Origin of the sequence: Stenotrophomonas sp. LMG 10879 (assembly GCF_002750935.1) — a bacterium.
In the GTDB taxonomy this organism is placed as follows: Bacteria; Pseudomonadota; Gammaproteobacteria; order Xanthomonadales; family Xanthomonadaceae; genus Stenotrophomonas; species Stenotrophomonas lactitubi_B.
This window is the reverse complement of the sequence record NZ_PEJT01000015.1, coordinates 73,019-94,205: the sequence shown is the minus strand read 5'-3', so window position 1 is coordinate 94,205 and position 21,187 is coordinate 73,019. Positions and strand designations below refer to the sequence as shown.

Genomic DNA, 21,187 nt, shown 5'->3' with positions numbered 1-21,187 from the left:
CCCAGCCCCGCCTCCAGATTCGCCCTTACATCACAAGCATCATGAGTATCAGCGGGACAATCAACAGCGGAATGACCGCAAGATCAACGCACGTCGACGCAAGCGGTGACCCATAAAGCTCAACGTGTGCCGCTCTTCTATTGCGCCAGCCGACGAAGTTGGCGATTCCAAAAACAGCCAATAGCGCAGCAAACCACGGCGATACCACAACACTCTCGATGAGTGCGCGGTGTTCAACACCATAGCGCTGGACCAAGCCGAACAGCACTCCTGCAATGCCATACAGGAACGCCGTTGACGACGTGGAAACGAGAAAGTACTTCCTGGGAATGACCGGCCCCGGCACCGAAAATCGCGCAACCACGCTCCGCGCCAGAAGGTAATAGCCGTGACGGATGTAGGAAGAAGCGACCACCATCACCAGGATCAGCAGCGCCGTTTCCCACTTCACCAGGCTGTTGAGAAGGTTCATGCGGCGATAGGCTGCCATCTCGCCAAGTGTCTCATTCAGTCGTGGAACCAGTTCAGTGGCAACGCCATCAAAAAACAGGACCATGGCATAGACCCAGATGCCTGCTGCCGCAAGGGGAAGCGCGACTGTACCGAACCGCGCCGATGCATAGCTCCTGCGGCCTTCCCCTGCTACAAAGTGCAGCGGCCGGCCGAACATCGGAAACGCCAGCAGAAGCAAATACTTGGCCACGCCGGTGCTGCGCGCCCATTTCCAAAGCGTTTGAATCATTCCTGCTCCTGGTATCGCAGTTTCGTTCTCGTTGAACATCAACACGCAGACAGTGTTCTGACCTGATGCAGCACGATTGCGGCCTTCCACAGGACGCGCTACACAGTCTGTCGCGTCTGTACCCTGTTGTAGCGCAGCTGCGAGGTTGTGCGCCACAGCCACACACCAACCACCATCGCGGCCAGCAACAGCCCACACAGGATGATGGCCAGCGCGTCAGGCGCGTGCGGTGGCGTCAGCTCGGCCCTGGCGAACAGCTGTAGCAACCATCGCCGCATCGAGGACGGCAGCGCCTGCCCGTCCGGTGCCAGATCTGTCATGCATGCAGCAGGCAGTGCCGTGGTGATGCCTTCCCAGACATGCTCATACAGTCGCAGCATCACGCTGGCCAGCAGCAGCGCCGCCGCATGCAGGGAAAGCAGGCCCCACGCACTGCGGCGCAGCGGCGCGTCCACATGCCGCAGCCAGTGCACACAGACCAGGAGCGTACCCAGCAGGGCGAGCAGCAGCGCTGCCATCGGCAACCAGAACAGCGGCTGCCAGTCATCCAGCGCGCTGGCACGCGCCAGCAGATGCTCGGCCACGTGCAGGCGCGCGGCCGGATCGGTACCACCACAGGCCAGCGACAGTGGCTCCAACAGCAGGTCCACGCGGTGATGGAAGTACCCTGCGGCCAGGCCAACCGACAGCAGCGCCACCACCTGCAGCAGCAACAGCATCAGGCCAGCGCCAAAGAAGCGGCCGAGGCGGGCAGTAAAGGCGGTCATCGGTGTATCCCCAGCAAGTGACGCGCATGCTAGCCAAGCCAATCGATGCTGTCGGCTGGCAGATGCGACACCATCGCCGGTGATGCGCGATCATGTGCGTTCAATGCAGGAGTGTTGGCGATGCTGGGGTTGTATCTGTTCGTGCGTACCGTGCTGCCGGCACTGCTGGGCGGGGCGGTTGCGATGCTGGGCGCGCGGGTGATCAATCGACGGCTGGCCCGTCTACCGCCACGCCTTATTGCCCTGCCTGATGACAGCCTGCTGCCCAGCCCCGCTGCACAGCGGCGTTATCGCCGCCTGCGGCGCCGCAGCCCCGGCCTGAACAGCATCACCCTACCGCCCAAGGTGCCGCGGAGCTGGATCTGGCTGGCAGCAATGGTTTTCATCGGCACGATAAGCCTGGCCGTCTACCTGACGCCCGACGGCCCACGCTTTCAGGTGATGGTGGAGAGCTTCGTGGGCTATCCCTCCACCGTCATCGAGGTCCGCGCGCCGGCAGAGCAGCAGTTGCGCCTGCTGGACACCTGCACGCCGGTCCTGCTGCAGACTATCCGTCCCATCACCATGCGCTATCGCAAGACCCGAACCGGCAACCCGGTCGAGGTACATGGCGTGCTGCCGGTGCAGGTGCGTCGCCGAGGCACACTGTTGCAGGTGGCCACGGCGAAGCCGGTGGATGCAGCCGTGCTGCGCGATGCCCTGCGCGCCTGCAGCGCATCGTCCGGCGCTGCACTGACAATGCATGCCCGCACCGTCGCGCCATGGCGGGAATGGGGTTGGCAGCCGTGGGCGGGGCGCGGCAGCCAGTAAGGCTTCAACCGCGCGGCAGTTTCGCCGCCCACATGTTGTCCACCAGGTTCGGGTAACGGCGCCCGTTCTCTTCCGCCCGCTGCCGCGCCGCCGCCTTCTGCGCCTCCGTCAGCGGCTGCGTCTTCTGGCCCTTCGGGTTGGGCTTCTTCCAGGGCGGCGTGCGGGCAGTAGGCATGTGCGGATGATGCCGTAGTCGGTGTTACTTCTTCAGGAATTCCAGCAGGGCCAGATTGAAGTCATCGGCGTGGCTGGTGTTGCAGCCGTGCGGCGCATGCTTCAGCACCACCACCTCGCTGCCGGCGATGGCCGCGTGCGTGCGTTTGCCCGAACCTTCAAACGGCACCGTGGCATCGCTGTCGCCGTGCAGCACCAGCGTCGGTACCGTCACCTTCTTCAGGTCCGCACGGAAGTCGGTGGTGGCAAACGCTTTCATGCAACCCAGCGCGGCGTTCTGGTCGGACTGATGGGCGAGTGCAATGGCGGCCTGGCGCTCGTCCTCGGTGACCATCAGCTTGCCGTCGGCACTGAAGAAGTCACGGGTGAAGCCGTCGAAGAACGCTTCCCGGTCTTTCTCCAGCCCCTGGCGCATCTCATCGGCCTTTTCCTGGGTCAGCGGCCCGTCCGGGTTGTCCGCGCCCTTCAGCAGGTACGGCGGCACGGCCGAAGCGAACACCACGCTGTGCAGGCGATCCTCACCATGGTTGGCGACGTAGCGCGCCACCTCGCCACCGCCCATCGAGAAGCCGACCAGGGTGACATCGCGCAGGTCGCGCTCATCGATCAGGCCGGAAAGGTCAGCGGCCAACGTGTCGTACTCGTAACCATCGGCGGGCTTTTCCGAGCGACCGAAGCCGCGGCGGTCGTAGCTGATCACGCGGTAGCCGGCATCGCGCAGCAACGGCACCTGTGCCTTCCAGGATTCGGCCGACAGCGGCCAGCCGTGGATCAGGATCACCGGACGGCCGGTGCCGCCGGTGTCTTCAATGTGCAGGCGGACGGAGGAGGTAGGCATGGGAGCTCCCGGGGAGAATGGGGAATCCAGCCTAGGCACTGGCAACGGAGCCCCCTGTGATGGAATCGGCGCAGGCCATGACATCGCGTACACGGGCACCGGGTTGCATCGGTTCGCACCCGCCAGTACGGCATTGGTCGGGCCCTCCCCGGGTTTCGTCAGCGACCGCTTACGGTGAGACGGCCCCCGTGGCAGTCTGCGCCGGTCCTCAACGGAGCCTCGCCATGCTGCTCGCCCTGCCCCTGCTCGCCGCCGCACTCGCCGGCACCGCCCCCGCCAGCGACACCCTGCGCGAGCAGATCCGCGCGGCCGACACGCAACTGTTCGCCGTGGCCTTCGATGCCTGCGATGCCGACAGGGCCGCCGCGATGACCACCGAGGACATGGAGTTCTTCCACGACAAGGATGGCAAGTCCGCCAACAGCCGCGAGGACTTCCGCCGCAGCGTGGCCAACCTGTGCGACAGCGCGCGCAAGGGCGGCTGGCACCTGCGGCGCGAGCTGGTGGAGAGCTCGCTGCAGGTCTTCCCGCTGCAGGATGATCGCGCACTGGAGATCGGCGACCACCGCTTCCATGAGCGTGGCACCGATGGCGTTGAACGCTGGACCGGGCAGGCCCGTTTCATCCAGGTCTGGCGCCGGGTGGACGGTCAATGGCAGGCCGAGCGGGTGATCAGTTACGACCACCGCCCGGCGGACAAATGATCATCAGCGCCGCAGCGCCCGCTCAGTCACGCAGGTTGCTGGCGCGCGTCAGCATCCAGCAGCCGTAGCGGCGCGCGAAGGTGTAGGTATCGCGCTCGTCGTCGCTGCCGAAGGTCACGCGCTGTCCGTTGTCGTCGATCGCTTCGATGCGTGTGGGCGCGTTGTAGGTACCTGCGCGCATGCGCTCCAGCGCGACCGGGTCACGACTGACCGGCGAAGGCACGAACAGATCGAACGCAGCGAGGTAGCGGTAGCTGAAACGTTTCAATCGCGCGCCGCCCTGTTCCAGCACGACGTGCGTGGGTGCCAGCCCCTGGTGGTCGTCGCGGACGGTGTGCATCGGCACCTCGTACTCCAGCGGGTCGGAGGTATAGCGCAGGCGCACCCGGTCATCGGCCGGGTCGGCAAAGCGTTGCAGGAAACGCGTGAAGTCCTGCGATGGGCAGGCGGGATCGTCCGCTGCTACCGGCGTGTCAGCCACCGCAGCACCTGCGCAGGCCCACACCCCCACGCCCAGCAGCAACCGCGCGGCCGCCTGTCCCCGTATCCGGATTGTCTCCCCGTGCACCACGCTCTCCCCCGCTGCCATTGCACCGGACGCCATCCCCTGCGTCGCCGGGCCACAGGCTAGCAACAAAGCGGTTACCGGCGCAGCCCGTGACCGTTTTACACTGGCAGCATCCGGCCACACGGTAGCGGCCACATGGAGCCCCCAATGACCCCTGACGATTCCCTCCACCAGCAGATCCGCCAGAACGTGGCCGCACTGGACGAGAAGCACGGCCGCGCGTTCGACGCCACCAGCGAGAACGTGGCCGCCAGCCTGGCCGTCAAAGCCCGCGAACAGGGCCTGGAACGCGCCGACCACGTGGTAGTGAGCAACGCCACGGCCAACCACCCGGCCGGGCACAACATCTTCGTGGTGCAGGGCGACCCGGCCAACCCGGCGCACCTGCGGGCGATGCTGCCGACCGCCGTGGCCGCGCAGACGCCGGCCGAGGAGTCACTGCAGAAGCTGGGACTGGGTGGGCAGCAGCCGGTGCAGGCCGAGCAGCAGACGCTGGATGCACAGGCGCAGGATCAGCAGCAGAACCCTGCGCATCGGATGGGGTGAACACCGGCAGGCGTCGATGCGATCGACGCCTTTGTGGCATGGGCCGATATCAGCCCATTCGCGGCTGGGACTGCTGCGTCTGTTGCTGCAGCTGATCCTCATGCGCAATGCGGCTGGACTCACGCCCCTGATGCTGCACGCTGGCTTGTTGGTACACCTCTTCAACCGTGCCCTGCTGGGCATCGACCAGCGACAAGCGCTGGCGGTTCGCTGCAGGGTCCGGTGAAGCGGTGTCGCCAGTGCGCTGCAGAAAAACATAGCCCGGCGAATCCACAGCGCCGCCACTGCTGAAGGCCACCTGCAAGGTATCGCGTTCGGTGTAGCCCCCCTGCACCGCCAATCGCGTCAGGTGGCCCGCCAAGAGCTCGGGCTGCTGTCCCGCCGGCAGCCCTTGGCGCTCGGCCGCTTCCCCCAGCGCCGCCCGCACCCGCTGGTCGAGCGGATGCAATGCGTCGCCAGGCACGCGTGCGTCGTTGGCCACCCGCTCGCCGCTGCGCTCGCCGATGTCGTCGTTGTCGCTCAGCAGGCGATGCTTCCACGTACGATCGGGCATCGGGTTGGTTTTCGTACGATTGAGATCACTGTTGGGGAACGGCGGATCGATGCTGTCGACGCCGTGGATGTTACGCAGCGGACGATAACCGTCCTTGCCCCCGCCATTGATGTCCAGAGGAATGCGGACATCCGGGAAAAGCTGCCCGGCGGGACCTCCCAGCGCATTCACGTCGATGCTTCTTTTCCGCTCGATGCCCGCGTGGTTCAAGGCTTCCCAGGTGAAGTCCACGCAGTTGTTGCGGACATCCTGGTAGTGCTTGCTGAAGCCAAACCCCTCGGGATCTTTGCCGAAGGTGTCGAGCTTCTTGTATTGCTCCTCGCTGATTTCGAGCGTCCGGGTGTATCGCGGATCCTTATAGATCAGATCATCTTTCTTCACGATGTCGCCCGGCCCATTGATGTCGCCATGCACCACAGGTGCAAAGCCGTAGCTCTGGGGAGGCACACCCGTAGCGTGCAGGACGTAGAACATGTGCCCCGGCGCGGAGGTCTGCAGAACACCATCCACGACCTCCTGCTTACCGGTCGAAAGATCAAGCAGAGGGGTCCCAGGTGCCGCAATGACGATATCTACGGTGTAGCGTGGCTTGTCCATAAGATTGTTCCTTCAGTTCCTTCCAAGGGATGTAAATAGAGCCTACTTACCAACGGGTCGTGCAGCGTGGACGCGAAGACGAGCCGAATACTCGCCCAGTTCCGGGGTCACTTTGACGGTGCGAACCTGCACTCGATAGCGGTTGTCGTTCTGCAGGGGCAAGGCAACGACACTCAGCATGTACTGCCCGCCGCTACCTGACCGCAACATTGCATAGCGCCAAGTATCCGACGTATGCCACGCAGGAAGCGGCTGACCTGCGTTGAGTGCTAGTGCCTGGTAATTGTCGTAGGTAGGCACATCCTTCCAAGCCCCTCCTGTCCAGCGCTGCAGGACCACTTCGAACGGAATGTTCAAGCGCTCCAAGTCCGGCGCATCTGCGCTGTACGGTCTTTGGCGTTGCATCTCGAGTTCCAACGCATGAATGCGGCTGGGAGTGAAGTTGCGTCCGTTCATCTCGAACTCGAAAATCACCTCTTGGCCCGGCTGATCCACAGCGATCGGCTGCGTGAGGTCCAGCGGCTCGGGTGGAACAGGATCACGGCTGGAACAGGCGCCCAGCACGGAGCTCAAGATGATCAACAGGCCAGCGCGCAGCCAGCGGTGGATTCCCAGCATGATTCAGACCCTTTGGCTCCCTGCCATGGGCTTCAACCCTAGCGGGTTGGCGGTCGGCACTGCAACCGGGCAAAGAAAAAGGCAGGGCAAAAGCCCTGCCTTTTTCACGCGTCAGGACGCCGGGCGTGGCCCAGCGTCATCGCATCACAGCTGAATCCGCGCCACGCTCTCTTCCGAGCCCTTGGCATCCTTCTCGCCGTTCTTGATGCTCACGTACAGCACATTGTTCTTCGCATCCAGCGCCAGGCTGTTCGGATGCGTCGGCACGGCGTAGGTAGCCACCTTCTGGTAGCTGTCGCTGTTGTACGCGGCCACCGTACCCGCTTCACGGTTCGTCACGTACAGGCGCTTGCGCGGTGCATCCAGCAGGATGCCCAGCGGGCCGGCGTCGGTCGGGATGCTGGCCAGTTCCTTGCCGTTGCTGCGGTCGAGCACCAGCACGCGCTGGCCCGGGTGCTTGCTGACCAGGCCGCTGCTCTTGGCCTGGTAACCACGCAGCATTTCCGAGCCCTGGTCGGTCACGAACAGGCGCTTGCCGGCCGGGTCCAGCGCGATGTTCATCGGCTGCTCGGCGGCGATCCTGTGCTGGGCTTCCACCTTGTTGGAGTCGGTGCCGACCACCACCAGATCGGCCAGCAGATTGCTGGTGTACACGCGCTTGTTGGCGGCATCCAGCGCCAGGCCCGGCGCCTTGGCATTACCCAGGCCCGGAATGGTGTTGATCACCTTCAGCGTGGTGGTATCGATCACGAACAGCACGCTGCTCACATCGGGCTGGCTGCTGTGGCCGGTCACGTACAGGCGGTTGGCGGCGCTGTCGACCACCAGCTCACGCAGGTCGTGGGTGTAGGCGGCCTTGCCGTCCTTGCCGGTCTTCTTCTCCATCAGCTGCACGGTGACGATGGCCTTGTTCTGTGCGGTGTCGACCACGGTTACCGACAGGTCCACGGTGTTGCCCACGTACAGGCGGTTGTGGGCGTCATCCAGCACCACGCCGAACGCCTTGCGCTCCAGCGGGATGCGGGTTTCCACGGCGAGCGTAGTGGGGTTCAGGCGCAGCACCTGGGCCGGGCCGGCGTTGTCACCGAAGCCACCGGACGAGGCAACGAACACGGCGTTCTGCTTGGGGCTGTAAGCCAGCTCGTACAGGCCCTGCGCGATGGCCTGGCGCTGCACGGCGGTGGCGGGGCTGCTGGCGGCGGCGGCGTCAGTGGCGAAGGCGGTCGGGGCACCAAGGCTCAGCGACACGGCCACGGCCAGTGCGGCCGAACGGAAAAGGGAATTGCGGATCATGCGAGCGTCCTTCAATGGGCACGGAGGGTGTCCTGGCTCGCGGGGCCGTTCTTCGACGGCCCGGCCCTGCATCTGTCTGCGCGGGGTGGGGCTGGCTGGGTAGCGGGGGAATGGTAGCAGGTGAGGCCCGTGGCGTCCGCCTGCGGATGCATGGCGGACGCGCGATCCTGCACCGGGCGCCTACGCCATGCGGGGGGCGTGCGTCTGGGCCAGCTGCTGCTCTTCCTGTTGCCGCTGGGCATCCCGCTGCGGCTGCGCCTGCGCCAGCTGCTCGATGCGCTCGAAGGAGGCCACCACCGGCGTCTGCGCGGCAACGTCAGCCGGCAGGCTGGCGCGCTGGTGCGCCGGGTCGTTGCGGTCGCCTTGCACGATGAAGAGATTGGGGGCCGAATCGCCACGACGTTCGCCGAGCAGCACGTCATCCACGCGGGCGAACTGCTGCTCTTTGGAGAGTGCGAGAAGGCTGGCGCTGACGTTGCCGTTCTGCGCACCGAAGGTACCAAGGTCGGCCACCTGCTGGTGGATCTGGTTGAGGCGAGTGTGATCGGCGTGGGATGGATCGGCGGGCGTTCCGCTCAAGGGATGGGCATCCTGCGTCCGCTCGCCATTCTGCGAAATCCACCACTGACCGAAGGTCTGCGTCGGCATGTCATTCCACTTCACCTTGTCCAGCTCGCTGTCCTTGACCTGCTGCGGGATAGCGTTGATCGCGGGGATGTTATCCAGCACCTTGATCGAGCCTTCGTAGTTCCTGATCTCACCGGCCAGCCCTACCGGGCGCAGACCCGCGTGATTCAACGCCCCCCAGGCGAAGTCGGTGCAGGCATTGGTGACCAGGTTGTAATTGTTCTTGTCGAAACCATGCCTTTCCGGGGCTTCGGCGAACTCCATGATCTTGTCGTACTGTTCCCTGCTGATCTCGATCGTGCGCTCGTAGCGCGGATTCCTGTAGACCAGATTGTCATAGGTATCAACTTCACCTGCGTCCGGGTTGGTTGGCGTGGGCGCACGCGTATAGCCGTAGCTTTTCGGATCACGTCCGCTGCCATCATCGATCGTCAGGAACATGTGCCCCACGGACGAGTTCCCGAGCCGTACTGGCACGGAATCCCTTTCGCCCCAGCGAGGCGTTCCCGGAGCAGCCACATGGATCGTGACGGTGAAACGCTCTGCAGTGTCCTTCTGCATCTCTCATTTTCCCAGTAGTTGGAAGCCGACAATAAACTCGGCCAATATGTCATTGAGCTGGGGTCGATCCTCCAGCAGGTCCACGGTCAAATGGTATCTGCCGGCATCCAGCAGGCCCGCATCGGCCAGTTGCAGCATGTGGTAGGAAACATCCTGCGAGTACAGTCCAGCCTCGATCAGCATCCCGCTTTCAACTTTCCCCTGAACCAACTTGCCGACGTGGCCGTCAGGCGGAAGAGGCTCCATGCTGCGGCCTCCCGGGGCCGTGGTCATCAGCCGCACCGATGTAGCGTGGTCACCCTCCAGGCGCTCCAGGCGAACGCGCGCGGGGACACCGACGTCCCTTATCCGCTCCGCCTCGGCGAGCAGCGGCTTGACGTCTTGAGCCTGCAGGCGGAACCCGATCTTCAAACTGGGAATCGCGGGAGGTACCGCAGGCGGCAAATCAAATGTCACGTCGACGATGCGCCCCGCCTTGTCCAATCGCACGCCGCGCGTGAAAGGCACCACGGTGCGTGCATCAGCCTCGGCCCGGGTCAACAGCTTCGGCACTTCAGCTGGCGGTGAGGCGCTGCCGCAGCCCGCCATCAAGGCAAACGCAGCAAACGCAACAACCGCACGCACTGCCCGCATCATTGCTCCTTCAACCGCAGCGAATCAGCCACATCGGTCTGCGCCGCCACCTCCGTAGCGATGCTCGCACGACGATGCCCAGGGTCATCGCGGTCGCCCTGCACGATGAAGATGCTCTCGGCCTCGTGGCTGCTCTTGGTCGGCCGGCTGAGCAGCACGTGGTCCACGCGGGACAGGTTGTTCTGCTTGGCCAGCACCAGCAAGCTGGCGCTGATGCGCTGGCTGGTGTCGTCAAAGGTGCGGCCGTGGGCGGCGTCCAGCTCAGCGACCTTCTGGATCAGCTGCGCGAACAGACGGTGGTCGGGGTGCGAGGGGTCCAGCAGCGTACCGGCCACTTCCATCGGGCTGGGCGGCGGCTCGTGGCTCGGACGACCGCCCTCGCGGTGCAGCTCGGCCTCGCGTTCGGGCATCGGGTGGTGCTGTTCGCCATTCAGCTCGCTGGCCGGGAACGGCGCCGCAATGCACTGGATTTCCGGCAGGTTGAACAGCACCGCGAACTCGCCCAGATTGCTACCGCCATCCAGCGGTGCCGGCTGCGAATGCAGGCCGGCATAGTGCAGCGCGGCCCAGACGAAATCGCTGCAGCGGTTGATGGTGGCCGGGCGATCGACATCGAAGCCGAACTCGGCCGGCTCCTCGGCGAAATCGCGCAGGCAGCCGTAGTGCTCCTCGCTGATTTCCAGCGTGCGGCTGTAGTACGGGTCGCGGTGCTCGTCGGCATCGTCGTGTACCACCTCGGCGTACTGCACACCGGCAGCGGCCTCACCGGGCGGCAGGCGCGGCGGTGCGAAGCCGTAGCTGTGTACTTCTTCACCGGCGGCGGTCTGGAAATACATGTGGCCACGCGGTGAGCTGCCGCCGCTGTTCAGCGGGGTGCCGGGCGCGGCCAGAAAGAGGGTTACCGTGTAGCGTGTTGCTTGCTCCATGCCTGCTCAGCCTTGTTGGGTACTGCGGTCCTGGCCGGATGATCGCATAGGTGGGTTCGCGGGCAGGTGGAGAGCCCGTGCCGGGGTGGCGGTGGCTTGCTGAATGTGTGAACCAGCGTGCAGTACGGAGTGCTCCCGAGCCTACATGCCAGGCTACGCACTCGGGCAGAAGCTGGAGCTTCCCTCCCCGCCGCTCTATAGTCGTTTTCGATCACGCAAGGAAATCGCCCATGAGCAGAGCACCGGCTCGCCGGCTCGCGTCCTTCGCCTTGGTGGCTGTGTTAAGCGCAACCGCCTGTGCGAAGTCTCCATCCACGGAAAAGGATCAGAACGGAACCGCCATGTCCGAAGACGCAACCAGCCCGCGCACGGTGGGCGGACATACCTATACGACGCAACCGGTCGAGGCCACATTGGGGCCGCACCGTTTCATGTTCCCGGCCAATCTCTACTACAACCAGATCGGTCCCTTCGCCGATGGTGGGGTCATGCTCACCGTGTTCTGGCCCGACTTTGACGCAGCGCCGCCGGGTGACCGTCCAGTACGTACAACCCAGGACAGCCGACGGCAGGTCCTGATCGAGCTGCACTACCTGGACCGGGTACCCATCACCGATTACCTCGCACGACGGTCCAGCAACGACGCCACGACCGAGGCAGGATCGCTGGAACGCAGGGACCCGGTAGAGCGCTTGGACCTGCGGGTAGCACAACCCGAGCGATGGGGATTGACTCCCTATGCAATCGATCCCTTGTTGCTGGCCGCCTATGCGAAGGAGTCGGAACAGGAGCTGGGCGTGCCTTATGTGCACAATCCGAAGATGGAACCGGACTGGTACGTGGCGCGTTCAACAGATGGCCAGCTGAGAACGTTCATCAGCTGCGATCCTGCGGACAGGATTCCCGATGGCTTGGTTGCGCATGGCAAGGCACTTGAACGCGCCGACGGTGATCGAGTTGCCATGTGCCGTCATTCCCTGGTGGATCTGGACGACAGCATCACTATCGAGATGACCTACGCGCGCGTGATGCTGAGCGACTGGCAGCGCATGGAAGCTGCAGTGCGCGAGCTTCTGCGCCGCTATCGCGCCAAGCCGTGATCGAACTTCAAGGATGAACCATGAGCGGACTTACCGATAAGGACATTAAAGTCCTGGATTTCTATGCCAAGCATGGGAACCGAGAGCTTTACTGGAACTACCTCGCACAGCTTCCCGACAACGACGGCTATGGGCTGTTGGCGCTGGGGGTTGTACGCAACGACAGCCTGCCTGGCCGGGTCGCCAACAGCTTTGCAACAGCAGTCGCCGAGCAGCAGGAGAAGCTGTTCGGTAGTAACGAAAATGTAGATTTCACTGAACGCAGGCAGGAGACGTTCGGTCAAGAACTGATCAGCAATGATCTGGCCGAACGCAAAAAGTGGATGGGAGCGGGTAGGCCAGAGCTGGCCCTCAACCTGCCCTATACCAGCACACTCAAATCCCACGATGTCTCGTTCGAGGCCAACGATCTCAACGTGAACTGCTGGACACCGCGAATGCTGCTGGTCGCCACAGAGCACAGCAAGGGCGGGCAGGCGGCAGAAAAAGTCTGGCAGAACATGCTCGACAATACGGCCGGCGGTGCGTTCCGTGCTGGCAAGACCGCGGTCAGCGTGCACCTGGACATGCCCCAGCCCGCCGGGCACTTCTACTTCGTAGAGCTGAGCAAGTTCGAGGCATTGGCGACCCTGCAGCGCGACGCTGTCGACCCCAACGTCATCGGTACCAAGATCGATTACCACACGTACAACGCGAAGGATGGCAGTTGGAGCCACACCCGGGGCATTCCTCCCATCGATGTAACAACGAAGGAAACCGATGCGAAGGAGATTTCGCGCCTGAACGAGACCCGTGAGGTTCGCCTGGAGCGTGAGGTCAAAGCGACTCAGTTCCATCCCGATGATCCCTACAGGGAAATCGCCAAGAGCCCACTTGTGGTTTCCAACCAAGAGCCCGAACTTCCTTCCGGAGAAGGACGCCGCTTGGCGAGTATTGCGCCGGGTCATCCCGACTACGCATTGCACAAGCAGATTCGCCAAGGTGTAGCCGCGCTGGATGAGAAGCACGGCCGGCCATTCGACGCGACCAGTGAGAACTTGACCGCCAGCTTGACCGTGAAGGCGCGTGAGCAGGGCTTGGAGCGTGCCGACCACGTGCTGTTGAGCAATGCAACGGCCAGCCAGCCGGCCGGGCACAACATCTTTGTCGTGCAGGGCGATCTGGCTGACCCTGCCCACTTGCGCGCAGTCATGCCCACAGCGGTGGCGGCACAAACGCCTATGGTGGAATCCCTGCAGCAATTGGCTATTGTTGGCGACCAACGCGCGCTTGCTCGCGAGAACGAGCAGCAGGCGTTGGACGCCCGCATCCAGGAACAGCAGAGTCACTCCATGCGTATGGGGTGAAGTCCGTCGCGATTGGCGCCTCCGCGAATGCTCCCCCAAGAAATTGACTGGGGCAGCGTCATTCCAAGCACATGAGACACCTTCAGGCCATCCTCCCTGCACCGGCGGAGGATGACCATGACCAAGATCGACCCCACATGGCTGGAAGCCTTCGACAAAGAGCTCCTCCACCTGTTCGCCATCGACCATCGCGATGCCGGCATGGATGAGTACCTGTTGCGCTGCTACGCAGACCTTCCACCACGCGAGGCAGCGCTCGCCTTCGGCAGCGACTACGACCTGGAGCGCGACGATGCATTGTGGCCACGACCGGGCGTGCCTGTGTGATCCGTACAGCAGTCCGGCACGCCGACATTCAAGGCAAGCGATGCCAGGGCATGACCGCTATGCTGGCAGCGCACCGGAATGGAAACCACGTATGCCCCGTTTGAACACCGCCCTGGCACTGAACCTTGTTCTGATGCTGCTGGGCGCTACACCTGCCATGGCCATGGCGGCAGACCCGCAGGTTTCCACCGAAGTGTTCGTAGAGCGCGGTGACAACCCCACCTTCGAGCTGCAACAGGCGCCTGCCGTTGTGTATTCGACGGCCCCTGCCACCCTGCCCGATACCGTGCTGCAGGTTCCCATGGAGGTGCTGTTGGTTGCTCAACTGGATGAGCTGGGCCACGTTTCCAACGTGATGGTGGCGCGGTCCAGCGGACTGCGGGAGATTGATCGTGCAGCCTTTACCGCTGTGGACCAGTGGCGCTTCGAACCGGTTGTGGTTGAGGGCGTCGCGCGGCATGCGCGGGTTCGGGTCCGTCTGACCTTCGTGCCCACGGCCGAGGCGCCGCCGGGCTGAACTGCCGCTCCAATCTGTCGTAATTGGTCCTACGCCGTGGGCTTGGCTGTGAGCATCCTGCGCTTGGGGCCAATAGCGCCAAGCCCTTCAAGACCGTTGCGGCGCAATCGCTTGCTGGCTTAACACCGTGTGCGACAATCCCGAAAGCGTCAGGACTGGCAATCGTCAGTTCTGCAGTTTCTTGGCATTTGGCATCTGTGCGGGTATCTCTTGGCGTGCCACCGGAAAAGGGTGGCGCGGGACTCGAAAACCCGTGTATCTGCCAGTTGTATGCGCTTGCCAGCCGGCGTCACCTTTTGTGTGGCGTCGGCTGGCAATCCGTTCGCGTTCCATGGCGGGCGGTGCGTGGGGGCCTTCGTGCCCGCCGGTCTGGCATTTACCGGTTTTCGAGCCACGCATCGTCCGCCGCCTTTATTGGTGGCGCTGCTATCTGTCCTGTACGGAGCATTGCCATGAACACATCGGACTTCCGTTCCCTGCACGCGCAGTACGATCCGGACAACGCTGAAGCCGAGCGCGAACCGTCCGTCGATCCCAACACCTTCGTTGCCACGCTGCGCCGCATCGGAACCGGTGCCGCGGCAGACGGCCAGCCTTGGCCGGAGCGGCATCAACTGCCTGGGCGGTGCCTTCAGTTGGCGGATGCGGATTGCGCGCTGGCTGGGCTGCGCGTGGTGGCGGAGTTGATGCTGGCTGCAGAGCGCACGCGGCAGAATGGCGCGCCCGAGGAGTACCTGGGGGATCGGGTGATGGAAGGGTTGAAGATGGCGTGTGTGGCGTTGACTGCGCAGGTGGCTGAGCGGTTGCAGGTGCGGGGGTAGAGCCCAAGGCCTGAAGCTCGAGCAGTAAGCTGCGGGCTGTCGTCGCTGCCCCCTTATCCGTTCGCCTCTGATCTGCAGGACTTCCGATGAAGTCTCTGACGTACGCAGCACTGTGTTTGGCAGCGTTGATCGGTTCAGCGCTCGCCCACTTCCACCTGCTAAAAGGCGATCTGGAGCTGAAGACCTACCCAAAGGTCTCGGCTACAGAGTTTGCTGTCATGCGCGAGGAAGCCCTAAGCCTAGTGGCTGAAGATGCAGCCCTCGGTGCCGGACGCTTTGATGCAAGGTACTTCGAGCTCACTTGCCGAGGTGAGCCCGCTCTGCTGGTGGACAACTCCTCATCACAGTTGCTCTTCCTAGGCTTCATAGGCCGAGCCAGTGAGACGCCTTGCGATCAACCTCTACTCCAGCCTTGGAGTAGCCGACTACTTCCGGCCGACTAGGGATTTGTAACTGAACTCCATATACGAGACGTACCGACGGGCCTGAATAGTCTGTGGTTTGCGCTGACAGCGCTACGCTCTTCCGTCCCAAGCCATTTGCGGCTCATTGTGTCGTTTACGGCATACTTTCCCCAGAGCGCCACGTGCGGTCGCGGAAAGAGGAAGGCTGTGAGCAGGTGGACTGAAGACGAATTGGCTGCTGCCGTTGAGGCGTATCGCCAAATGGAGGCCCGTCTTGCCAATGGATCAGCCCTTGAGAAGGCGAGGGTCTATCGGGAATTGGCGGCCCAACACGGACGCACGTCCAAGGCGTGGGAGTACCGCATGCAGAACATCTCCCATGTTCTAGATCAGGCAGGTAAGCCTTGGCTACCCGGGCTTCTTCCAGCATCGAACGTGGGTGCAAAGGTTGAGCCGAAACTTGCCAAGCTCCTCGGGCTTTCTGGCGAGACGCTCACGTCGGTCTCTGGTCCTACAAGAGGACTGTTGGATCAAGAGGCCAAAGCGGCGGAGGCATCTGGCAGTTTCTCCCCAACAGACGAGGTGGACGAACGGCAGCGTGTGCTGGCAGCTATCGTTCGGCGCCGCGGGCAGCCCGCCTTCCGTAAGGCACTGCTGGACGCATACGGCGGCCGCTGTGCTATGACGGGATGCAATGTGGTCGATGCGCTTGAGGCGGCCCACATCCGACCCTATTCTGGCCTGAAGAGCAACGATGTCAGGAACGGCCTTTTGCTCCGTGCTGATGTGCACACTCTGTTCGATCTGTATCTAGTGACCATCAACCCCGATTCCCTGCGGATCGCCGTGGCACCTACTCTGCAGAACTCTGCTTACTTAGAGTTGGAGGGCCGTAGGCTGGCTGCTTCAATGCCAGGTGGACTGGCAGCCTGCCTACAGTCGCTCGCTTGGCATCGCTCGCAATGCCCCTGGTAGAAGGCAATTCGCGAGCATTGATTTTCACTTAGCTGATAGCCCAACCTAAACCCGGGGATGAGGTGTTTCTCCCGAGCGGACGCGGGCTCACCAGTGCCAAAACTCCCAGCAATGAGCTATAAAGCGAGCGGAATTCCAGGATCTGCGTTTGGAAAATGAGTCTAAGAGGGCTATTTCAGCGGGCAATACGTCGTCATTCACAGATGATGTGCGACTGATAATCGCACATCGGCCGGCGGCTTGAAATTGGGCCTACCAGATAGCAACCAGCCGCCGCATTTATTTAATCCAATTTCCGCCTACACGACATGAGGCCTAAATCCATGTGCACCTAGCCATTCACGGTACTTTGAAACATCGTAATTCCCAGCTGCCAAAAGAGCTTCTGTCTTTTCCACGAGATTCACAAGAACAGCTCGATCGTTGACAACAGCATCAACATCCACAGTCGCACCTGCCTTGCGTACAATCTGAATCGCACTTGCCATCTCAATAGCAGGTATTTCGATGTTATTTTGCTGCTCCGCAGAAATCATAAGCTTCTCCCTGGGCGTAACCCTGAATACAACAGAGAGCATATCTAGACTCTTCGATTCGACTCTATAGGCGCAACAGCTTGCCAACTCCACCGACGCGGGATCTTGAATTTGATTGTGAAGCAAATGCAATAGATATTTACCCAACCCAACTGCAAATATTTTTATCAGCGGATCCCCGGCGACCTTCCAGTACCGCTCCACATCCTTGGCAATACAGATGTCAACCCCTATGAGTTCCGCGAGCTTCTCGGAGAATTCGGGACCAAGCTCAATATTCTTCCGCAATGGAGGGGAGAACTTCCCTTCCGCCTTGCCGAGGAAATCAGGATGCACCCTCGTAGTCAACATGAATAGCCATGGAGTTGCATACCCCCTTTGATGCAGTACTATTTTCTCGATGACATCAAAGATCCCAGGGCCGGCGGTTTCTGCCCCGAGATGATCACAGAGATCGATATTAATTACATCGAACTTCCCGTAGGACTCCATGATCCGGTAAACATGAGATCGCTTTTCCGCAATATCTTGCAGCCTATCGGGCAGCGTCCTGGAGTCATCAGTGATTATCTTTTCCTGCCGCAGGACAGATTCAGCATTTATCTGACTTCCAGCATCTCCCATCCCGGGCTTTCTAGAGTTAAATCCGAGAAGCCTAACTTTTCCACCCCTTCGCTTCACCGATTCGCCGATTACCCTGACATCAAACATGTCCTCTCCAGGAAGCGAAAGATAGCCAAGATCCCTACCTGGCGCCTGCCCCAATCGCTCTACCTGCAACAACCATTGTTTCTCACGAACAAATTGCTTTACGGGATGGTGCCATGGTTTGAAGTCGGATCTTTTCCTAGCAGAGACAATCTCTTCGGCAACGTCGACCTCCGCCGCCTCGCCATAAACAGTTTCTTGGTCAATCTCGTCCAGAGGATCTAGACCTTGGCCGTTTGGGTCAGCCTGCATCATTTCGATTCCACTCCATAGAATACGTGCAAGATTGCTGCAATCAGATTCTCCTGCTCCGCGTATTCAAGCCCCTGCAGAACGTCGTAGGCGAGAAGGACTTGGACCAGCGCAGTCACCTTGCTTTCGCCTTGGCCCGCAGGCATTTGTTGAAGCGCTTTTACTGAAGTCAACGTGGCCCTATGCAGCGCAACATTACCCATACTTCTGGCGCTTCGCACACCTACTTCGTCGGAAATCGTAACTTCAGGCGGAACATCATCCGACTGCCGCCCGCTCCAAACCGTTCTCACAAACTTATCGAGAGCGCTACTTTCTGCAGCTGCTTTGGTCCCGAGCCGCTCTTTCCTCAACTTGGAAGCTAAGTCTTTGTGCTTATTAGTAAGTTGGCGGATGGAGCGCTGAACCCAGCCAGCTACGAGCTGGACGTGCGGGTGGGAGAAGTTAAAAGACTCCCGATCAATATTCAGCGCCGCGTCCAGCCCTCGACGAATAAATATCTCTGACGTAATCTGACGAAGGCGAGTCAGCTCTGAAACCTGATAATTAAAGAAAGTCGGATCAAATGCGGCACCACTCGCCCCCCGTATTCGCACCAAAACGCCATTATTCTCCTTCGGTACAATCCTTCCCGTCCAGAATGCGTACCCCTCCAATGACAACCCCCCTCCCCGCCTATCCACCGATATCTTGCTGAGATCCGGGTTATAGCTCCCAACGAACAGGAGAGACTTGGATAGATTTTTCTCACCAGCGGGGAGGTACTTAAACCGAACGGGGTGCTTAATCTCAACCGAATCAATGAACACCCTAAAGCCGCCGCCGGCCTGCGCCAGCCCATCAACTAACTCTTTGTTGCCTGGAGCGCGCTCCTTGACGGCTCGCCGCACTGTCTCACCGGGCATCATTTTTACTTCGGTAGCCTGGCCCTTTGCCTCGTTTGATATCCAGAAAAGATCAAAGTTCTCTGATGCCTTCAGATCAAATGGATGCTTATCAACATATCGAACCGGCGCAGATAGCCCCAGCGTCCAGAGCATATTAAGGTATGCGTCAAGCGTCGCAGCAAGATCGGGCCGATCCTTTTTTTCTCCCTGTTTTTCGACAGCATCCATCAGTGCAGCCATTCTATCGCTAGGATCAGTGTCTTCGGTCCACGGGAAGTTTGGCCCAACCTCTACAGTTGATGCTTCACCAGGAGGAGAAGCACCGATCCAACCCGAATGAAATACTGGGCGCTGAACTCGAATCGCATTGGCAGTCTCTTTATCGCCAACGCTTATGGCGCGCTCGCGTTCGAAAACCTTGGCCCATCGATCAGAATCCCTCAGCAGGTCACGAACACGCGGCTTGACGTCCTCGAGTATGAGGTCGGTTCCGTGAGAATCTATGTCTTCCGCGGGCTGGCTGACCACCTCCACAACGCCACTGATGTAGTTATCGTCACCTTCCGCAGAAGCATGATCCAGCTCTGTCCCGTCTTCCGTGTAGGTTCTAAGCGAGATCTCAGCGATCAGGCGATAGCTCTGGCCCTTAACCTTCGTAACAATTCGAAAGCGACGCGCGAGCTGGCTAATTGAGAACAGTCCAATACCGATCTTTCCAATCAGTTGACGTCCACCTGGGGACTTGTCAACATCACCACCAGTTACACCAAGCCCTTCGCCCTTGGCGCTTCTCTTTGCACTACCGCCAATATTTTTAATCAGATGAGATAGGGTTTCGAACGACATGCCATTTCCGTCGTCTCGAACATATACTCGGCCGAATCGAGGAGCGTCGGTGAGAATAGTCACCTGCGTAGCGTCTGCATCCCAAGCATTAGATATCAACTCTCGAAGAGCCGAAGCGGGCTCTCGATAGATGCCATCCGTGACCCTTGCAATTACCCGATCACTTGCCTGGAGATGCGTTCTAACCGGTCTTCCAGCAACACCGGGATCGGACAGATATGAAGCAAGAGCACCTTGCTCTTCGATGTATTTGACCTCATCCTTCCGATTCTTTACGTCGTTCGTCATATCCCACTCCATTGGCGGACTTTCACCCGAGACGCGCGGCATTTCACATGAACGCCAACGACCATATTTAATTCTAACCGCATTGCGAGTTAATTCGAAAATACTGAAACTCAATTGAACTAGCTAAGCTTGAGCTGCTCCTTAATTGAGCTTGCGATAACCTCGGCCAACGGAGGGGGTACCGCTTCACTGACTTGAGTGATTTGAGCGGACAGAGTTCCCTTTAACACGAATCGATCAGGAAACCCCTGCAGCCTCATAGCTTCGAGAACACTGAGTCTTCGATGTTGATCGGGGTGTACATGGACCTCTCGATTGCCATAAGCAACCGTCGGACTCGGCTCATGCCAACTTAGAACCTTGAAACACCGTCTATTCTTGCTCCCCACACTCATCAGCCCGTTACTGAACTTTGGCGACTTCGGCTTCATGCACCAATGGTTAGGGTGAAATGGAATTTCATTCTCCGACAGGCCTCGCTCAAAGTGAACTGGTTCAGGTAGCTCACCAATGGCGTCTCTCACGGTGGCTCTACCACCCGTTGCCTGAGGCGGAATCCACCGCAGCTCTCCATAAATCGACTTATTAAATCCAACGACAATGACTCGCCTCCGACGCTGCGGGAGTCCAAAATCGTGGGCATCTAAGATCGCTTCGCTCAGATTGAAGTCAACCTCAAGATCCTTCTTTAGCTTCTCGAACACATGCGCGTGCTTTGGCCCAACTAGGCCGACTACGTTCTCGAATGCGAAGAAATGTAGCGGCGAATCCGCATTTAGCTCCCGCACTAATCGTGCGTACTGCTCCGGGAGCGAGTGACGTGGATCGTCAATCTTATCAGCCGTGTTCGCACCGCTAAAGCTTTGACATGGCGGGCCACCTATCAAACCGATCGGAGCAAAACTGGCCTTCGCCGAGTCTGCGCGAACCCTCTCGACCGTCAGACCTCGCACATCCGCTACGTGTCCTCTATGTGCACCTGTTCGGTTAGCGTTGTAAGAGTCGATGCTTACCGTACGAATATCGTAAGCGCACGGCACGGTGAAGCCGCTCTGCTCGAAACCCAAATCGAGTCCACCAGCGCCACAGAAAATACTGACTACATCACCGAGACTCTCAGCAATTTCAACTGGTTGCTCAGATCTGTTTGTTTCATCACCACGTAAACAGGCGGCGATTTGATAGACATTCAGAGCCATCCCACATCTCTCGGTTGCGCTGAG

Annotated in this window: 23 protein-coding genes; 9 read left to right on the top strand and 14 right to left on the bottom strand. The window is 60.7% G+C overall.

Features of this window, described 5'->3' with window-relative positions:
- Window positions 1–25 precede the first annotated feature (25 nt).
- Both CR919_RS19355 and CR919_RS19350 read right to left on the bottom strand, forming a co-directional pair.
- Window positions 26–742, bottom strand: coding sequence for a hypothetical protein (locus CR919_RS19355; protein WP_099821403.1), 717 nt, complete (start codon window positions 740–742; stop codon window positions 26–28).
- Between the two features lie 98 nt (window positions 743–840).
- Window positions 841–1,509, bottom strand: coding sequence for a hypothetical protein (locus CR919_RS19350; protein ID WP_099821402.1), 669 nt, complete (start codon window positions 1,507–1,509; stop codon window positions 841–843).
- A 120-nt stretch (window positions 1,510–1,629) separates the two neighbouring features.
- Between CR919_RS19350 and CR919_RS19345 the strand changes: the two genes are divergently transcribed.
- A complete protein-coding gene (locus CR919_RS19345; protein WP_099821401.1) occupies window positions 1,630–2,319 on the top strand; it encodes a hypothetical protein in 690 nt (229 codons plus the stop codon).
- Window positions 2,320–2,323: 4 nt separating this feature from the next.
- On the opposite strand, the gene CR919_RS21255 is transcribed toward CR919_RS19345, so the two are convergent.
- Window positions 2,324–2,494 carry a hypothetical protein gene (locus CR919_RS21255; protein WP_099782623.1) on the bottom strand — a complete coding sequence of 57 codons (171 nt, stop codon included), beginning with the start codon at window positions 2,492–2,494 and terminating at the stop codon, window positions 2,324–2,326.
- Between the two features lie 24 nt (window positions 2,495–2,518).
- A complete protein-coding gene (locus CR919_RS19335) occupies window positions 2,519–3,331 on the bottom strand; it encodes an alpha/beta hydrolase (protein WP_099821400.1) in 813 nt (270 codons plus the stop codon).
- Window positions 3,332–3,555: 224 nt separating this feature from the next.
- On the opposite strand from CR919_RS19335, the gene CR919_RS19330 reads away from it, so the two are divergent.
- The gene (locus tag CR919_RS19330) at window positions 3,556–4,035 is read left to right on the top strand and encodes a DUF4440 domain-containing protein (RefSeq protein WP_099821399.1); all 480 of its coding nucleotides are present in this window, start codon (window positions 3,556–3,558) and stop codon (window positions 4,033–4,035) included.
- Between the two features lie 22 nt (window positions 4,036–4,057).
- Here CR919_RS19330 and CR919_RS19325 read toward each other — a convergent pair whose 3' ends face one another.
- On the bottom strand, window positions 4,058–4,516 hold the full coding sequence (locus CR919_RS19325) for a hypothetical protein (protein WP_165787294.1): 459 nt from the start codon (window positions 4,514–4,516) through the stop codon (window positions 4,058–4,060).
- Window positions 4,517–4,750: 234 nt separating this feature from the next.
- Here CR919_RS19325 and CR919_RS19315 point away from each other — a divergent pair, with 234 nt between their 5' ends.
- Window positions 4,751–5,149 (top strand): XVIPCD domain-containing protein, encoded by a 399-nt coding sequence (locus CR919_RS19315; RefSeq protein ID WP_243380336.1) that lies wholly within the window; start codon window positions 4,751–4,753, stop codon window positions 5,147–5,149.
- A 49-nt stretch (window positions 5,150–5,198) separates the two neighbouring features.
- Here CR919_RS19315 and CR919_RS19310 read toward each other — a convergent pair whose 3' ends face one another.
- The 6 genes from CR919_RS19310 to CR919_RS19285 form a co-directional block, all read right to left on the bottom strand.
- Window positions 5,199–6,299: a hypothetical protein gene (locus tag CR919_RS19310; RefSeq protein WP_099821395.1), complete on the bottom strand. Its 1,101-nt coding sequence runs from the start codon at window positions 6,297–6,299 to the stop codon at window positions 5,199–5,201.
- 42 nt (window positions 6,300–6,341) lie between these two features.
- Entirely contained in the window at window positions 6,342–6,917 is a 576-nt protein-coding gene (locus tag CR919_RS19305) for a hypothetical protein (protein ID WP_099821394.1), read from the bottom strand.
- A 144-nt stretch (window positions 6,918–7,061) separates the two neighbouring features.
- Window positions 7,062–8,210, bottom strand: coding sequence for a YncE family protein (locus tag CR919_RS19300; protein WP_099821393.1), 1,149 nt, complete (start codon window positions 8,208–8,210; stop codon window positions 7,062–7,064).
- Between the two features lie 180 nt (window positions 8,211–8,390).
- Window positions 8,391–9,398: an XVIPCD domain-containing protein gene (locus tag CR919_RS19295; RefSeq protein WP_099821392.1), complete on the bottom strand. Its 1,008-nt coding sequence runs from the start codon at window positions 9,396–9,398 to the stop codon at window positions 8,391–8,393.
- A 3-nt stretch (window positions 9,399–9,401) separates the two neighbouring features.
- Window positions 9,402–10,031, bottom strand: a complete 630-nt coding sequence (locus CR919_RS19290) for a hypothetical protein (protein ID WP_099821391.1) — start codon at window positions 10,029–10,031, stop codon at window positions 9,402–9,404.
- A complete protein-coding gene (locus CR919_RS19285; protein ID WP_099821390.1) occupies window positions 10,031–10,957 on the bottom strand; it encodes an XVIPCD domain-containing protein in 927 nt (308 codons plus the stop codon). The genes CR919_RS19290 and CR919_RS19285 overlap by 1 nt, the downstream gene beginning before the upstream one ends.
- 341 nt (window positions 10,958–11,298) lie before the next feature.
- Here CR919_RS19285 and CR919_RS19280 point away from each other — a divergent pair, with 341 nt between their 5' ends.
- From CR919_RS19280 to CR919_RS19250, 6 genes are all read left to right on the top strand, one after another.
- Window positions 11,299–12,057 carry a hypothetical protein gene (locus CR919_RS19280; protein WP_243380333.1) on the top strand — a complete coding sequence of 253 codons (759 nt, stop codon included), beginning with the start codon at window positions 11,299–11,301 and terminating at the stop codon, window positions 12,055–12,057.
- 20 nt (window positions 12,058–12,077) lie between these two features.
- Complete coding sequence (locus tag CR919_RS19275; protein ID WP_099821388.1) at window positions 12,078–13,403, top strand: XVIPCD domain-containing protein; 1,326 nt, start codon at window positions 12,078–12,080, stop codon at window positions 13,401–13,403.
- Window positions 13,404–13,520: 117 nt separating this feature from the next.
- On the top strand, window positions 13,521–13,730 hold the full coding sequence (locus tag CR919_RS19270; RefSeq protein WP_207761054.1) for a hypothetical protein: 210 nt from the start codon (window positions 13,521–13,523) through the stop codon (window positions 13,728–13,730).
- A gap of 91 nt (window positions 13,731–13,821) precedes the next feature.
- A complete protein-coding gene (locus tag CR919_RS19265) occupies window positions 13,822–14,247 on the top strand; it encodes a TonB family protein (protein ID WP_099821386.1) in 426 nt (141 codons plus the stop codon).
- Between the two features lie 452 nt (window positions 14,248–14,699).
- Entirely contained in the window at window positions 14,700–15,068 is a 369-nt protein-coding gene (locus CR919_RS19260; RefSeq protein WP_099821385.1) for a hypothetical protein, read from the top strand.
- A 767-nt stretch (window positions 15,069–15,835) separates the two neighbouring features.
- Window positions 15,836–16,447 (top strand): HNH endonuclease, encoded by a 612-nt coding sequence (locus CR919_RS19250; RefSeq protein WP_165787293.1) that lies wholly within the window; start codon window positions 15,836–15,838, stop codon window positions 16,445–16,447.
- Window positions 16,448–16,746: 299 nt separating this feature from the next.
- Here the strand turns inward: CR919_RS19250 and CR919_RS21135 are convergent, their stop codons facing one another.
- The 3 genes from CR919_RS21135 to CR919_RS19230 all read right to left on the bottom strand — a co-directional run bounded on the left by CR919_RS21135 (window position 16,747) and on the right by CR919_RS19230 (window position 21,163).
- Window positions 16,747–17,946 (bottom strand): hypothetical protein, encoded by a 1,200-nt coding sequence (locus CR919_RS21135; RefSeq protein ID WP_133119644.1) that lies wholly within the window; start codon window positions 17,944–17,946, stop codon window positions 16,747–16,749.
- Window positions 17,943–19,964 carry an ATP-binding protein gene (locus tag CR919_RS19235; protein ID WP_099821380.1) on the bottom strand — a complete coding sequence of 674 codons (2,022 nt, stop codon included), beginning with the start codon at window positions 19,962–19,964 and terminating at the stop codon, window positions 17,943–17,945. Before CR919_RS19235 ends, CR919_RS21135 begins: the two co-directional genes overlap by 4 nt.
- Before the next feature lie 119 nt (window positions 19,965–20,083).
- Window positions 20,084–21,163, bottom strand: a complete 1,080-nt coding sequence (locus CR919_RS19230) for a DNA cytosine methyltransferase (RefSeq protein WP_099821379.1) — start codon at window positions 21,161–21,163, stop codon at window positions 20,084–20,086.
- Window positions 21,164–21,187 lie beyond the last annotated feature (24 nt).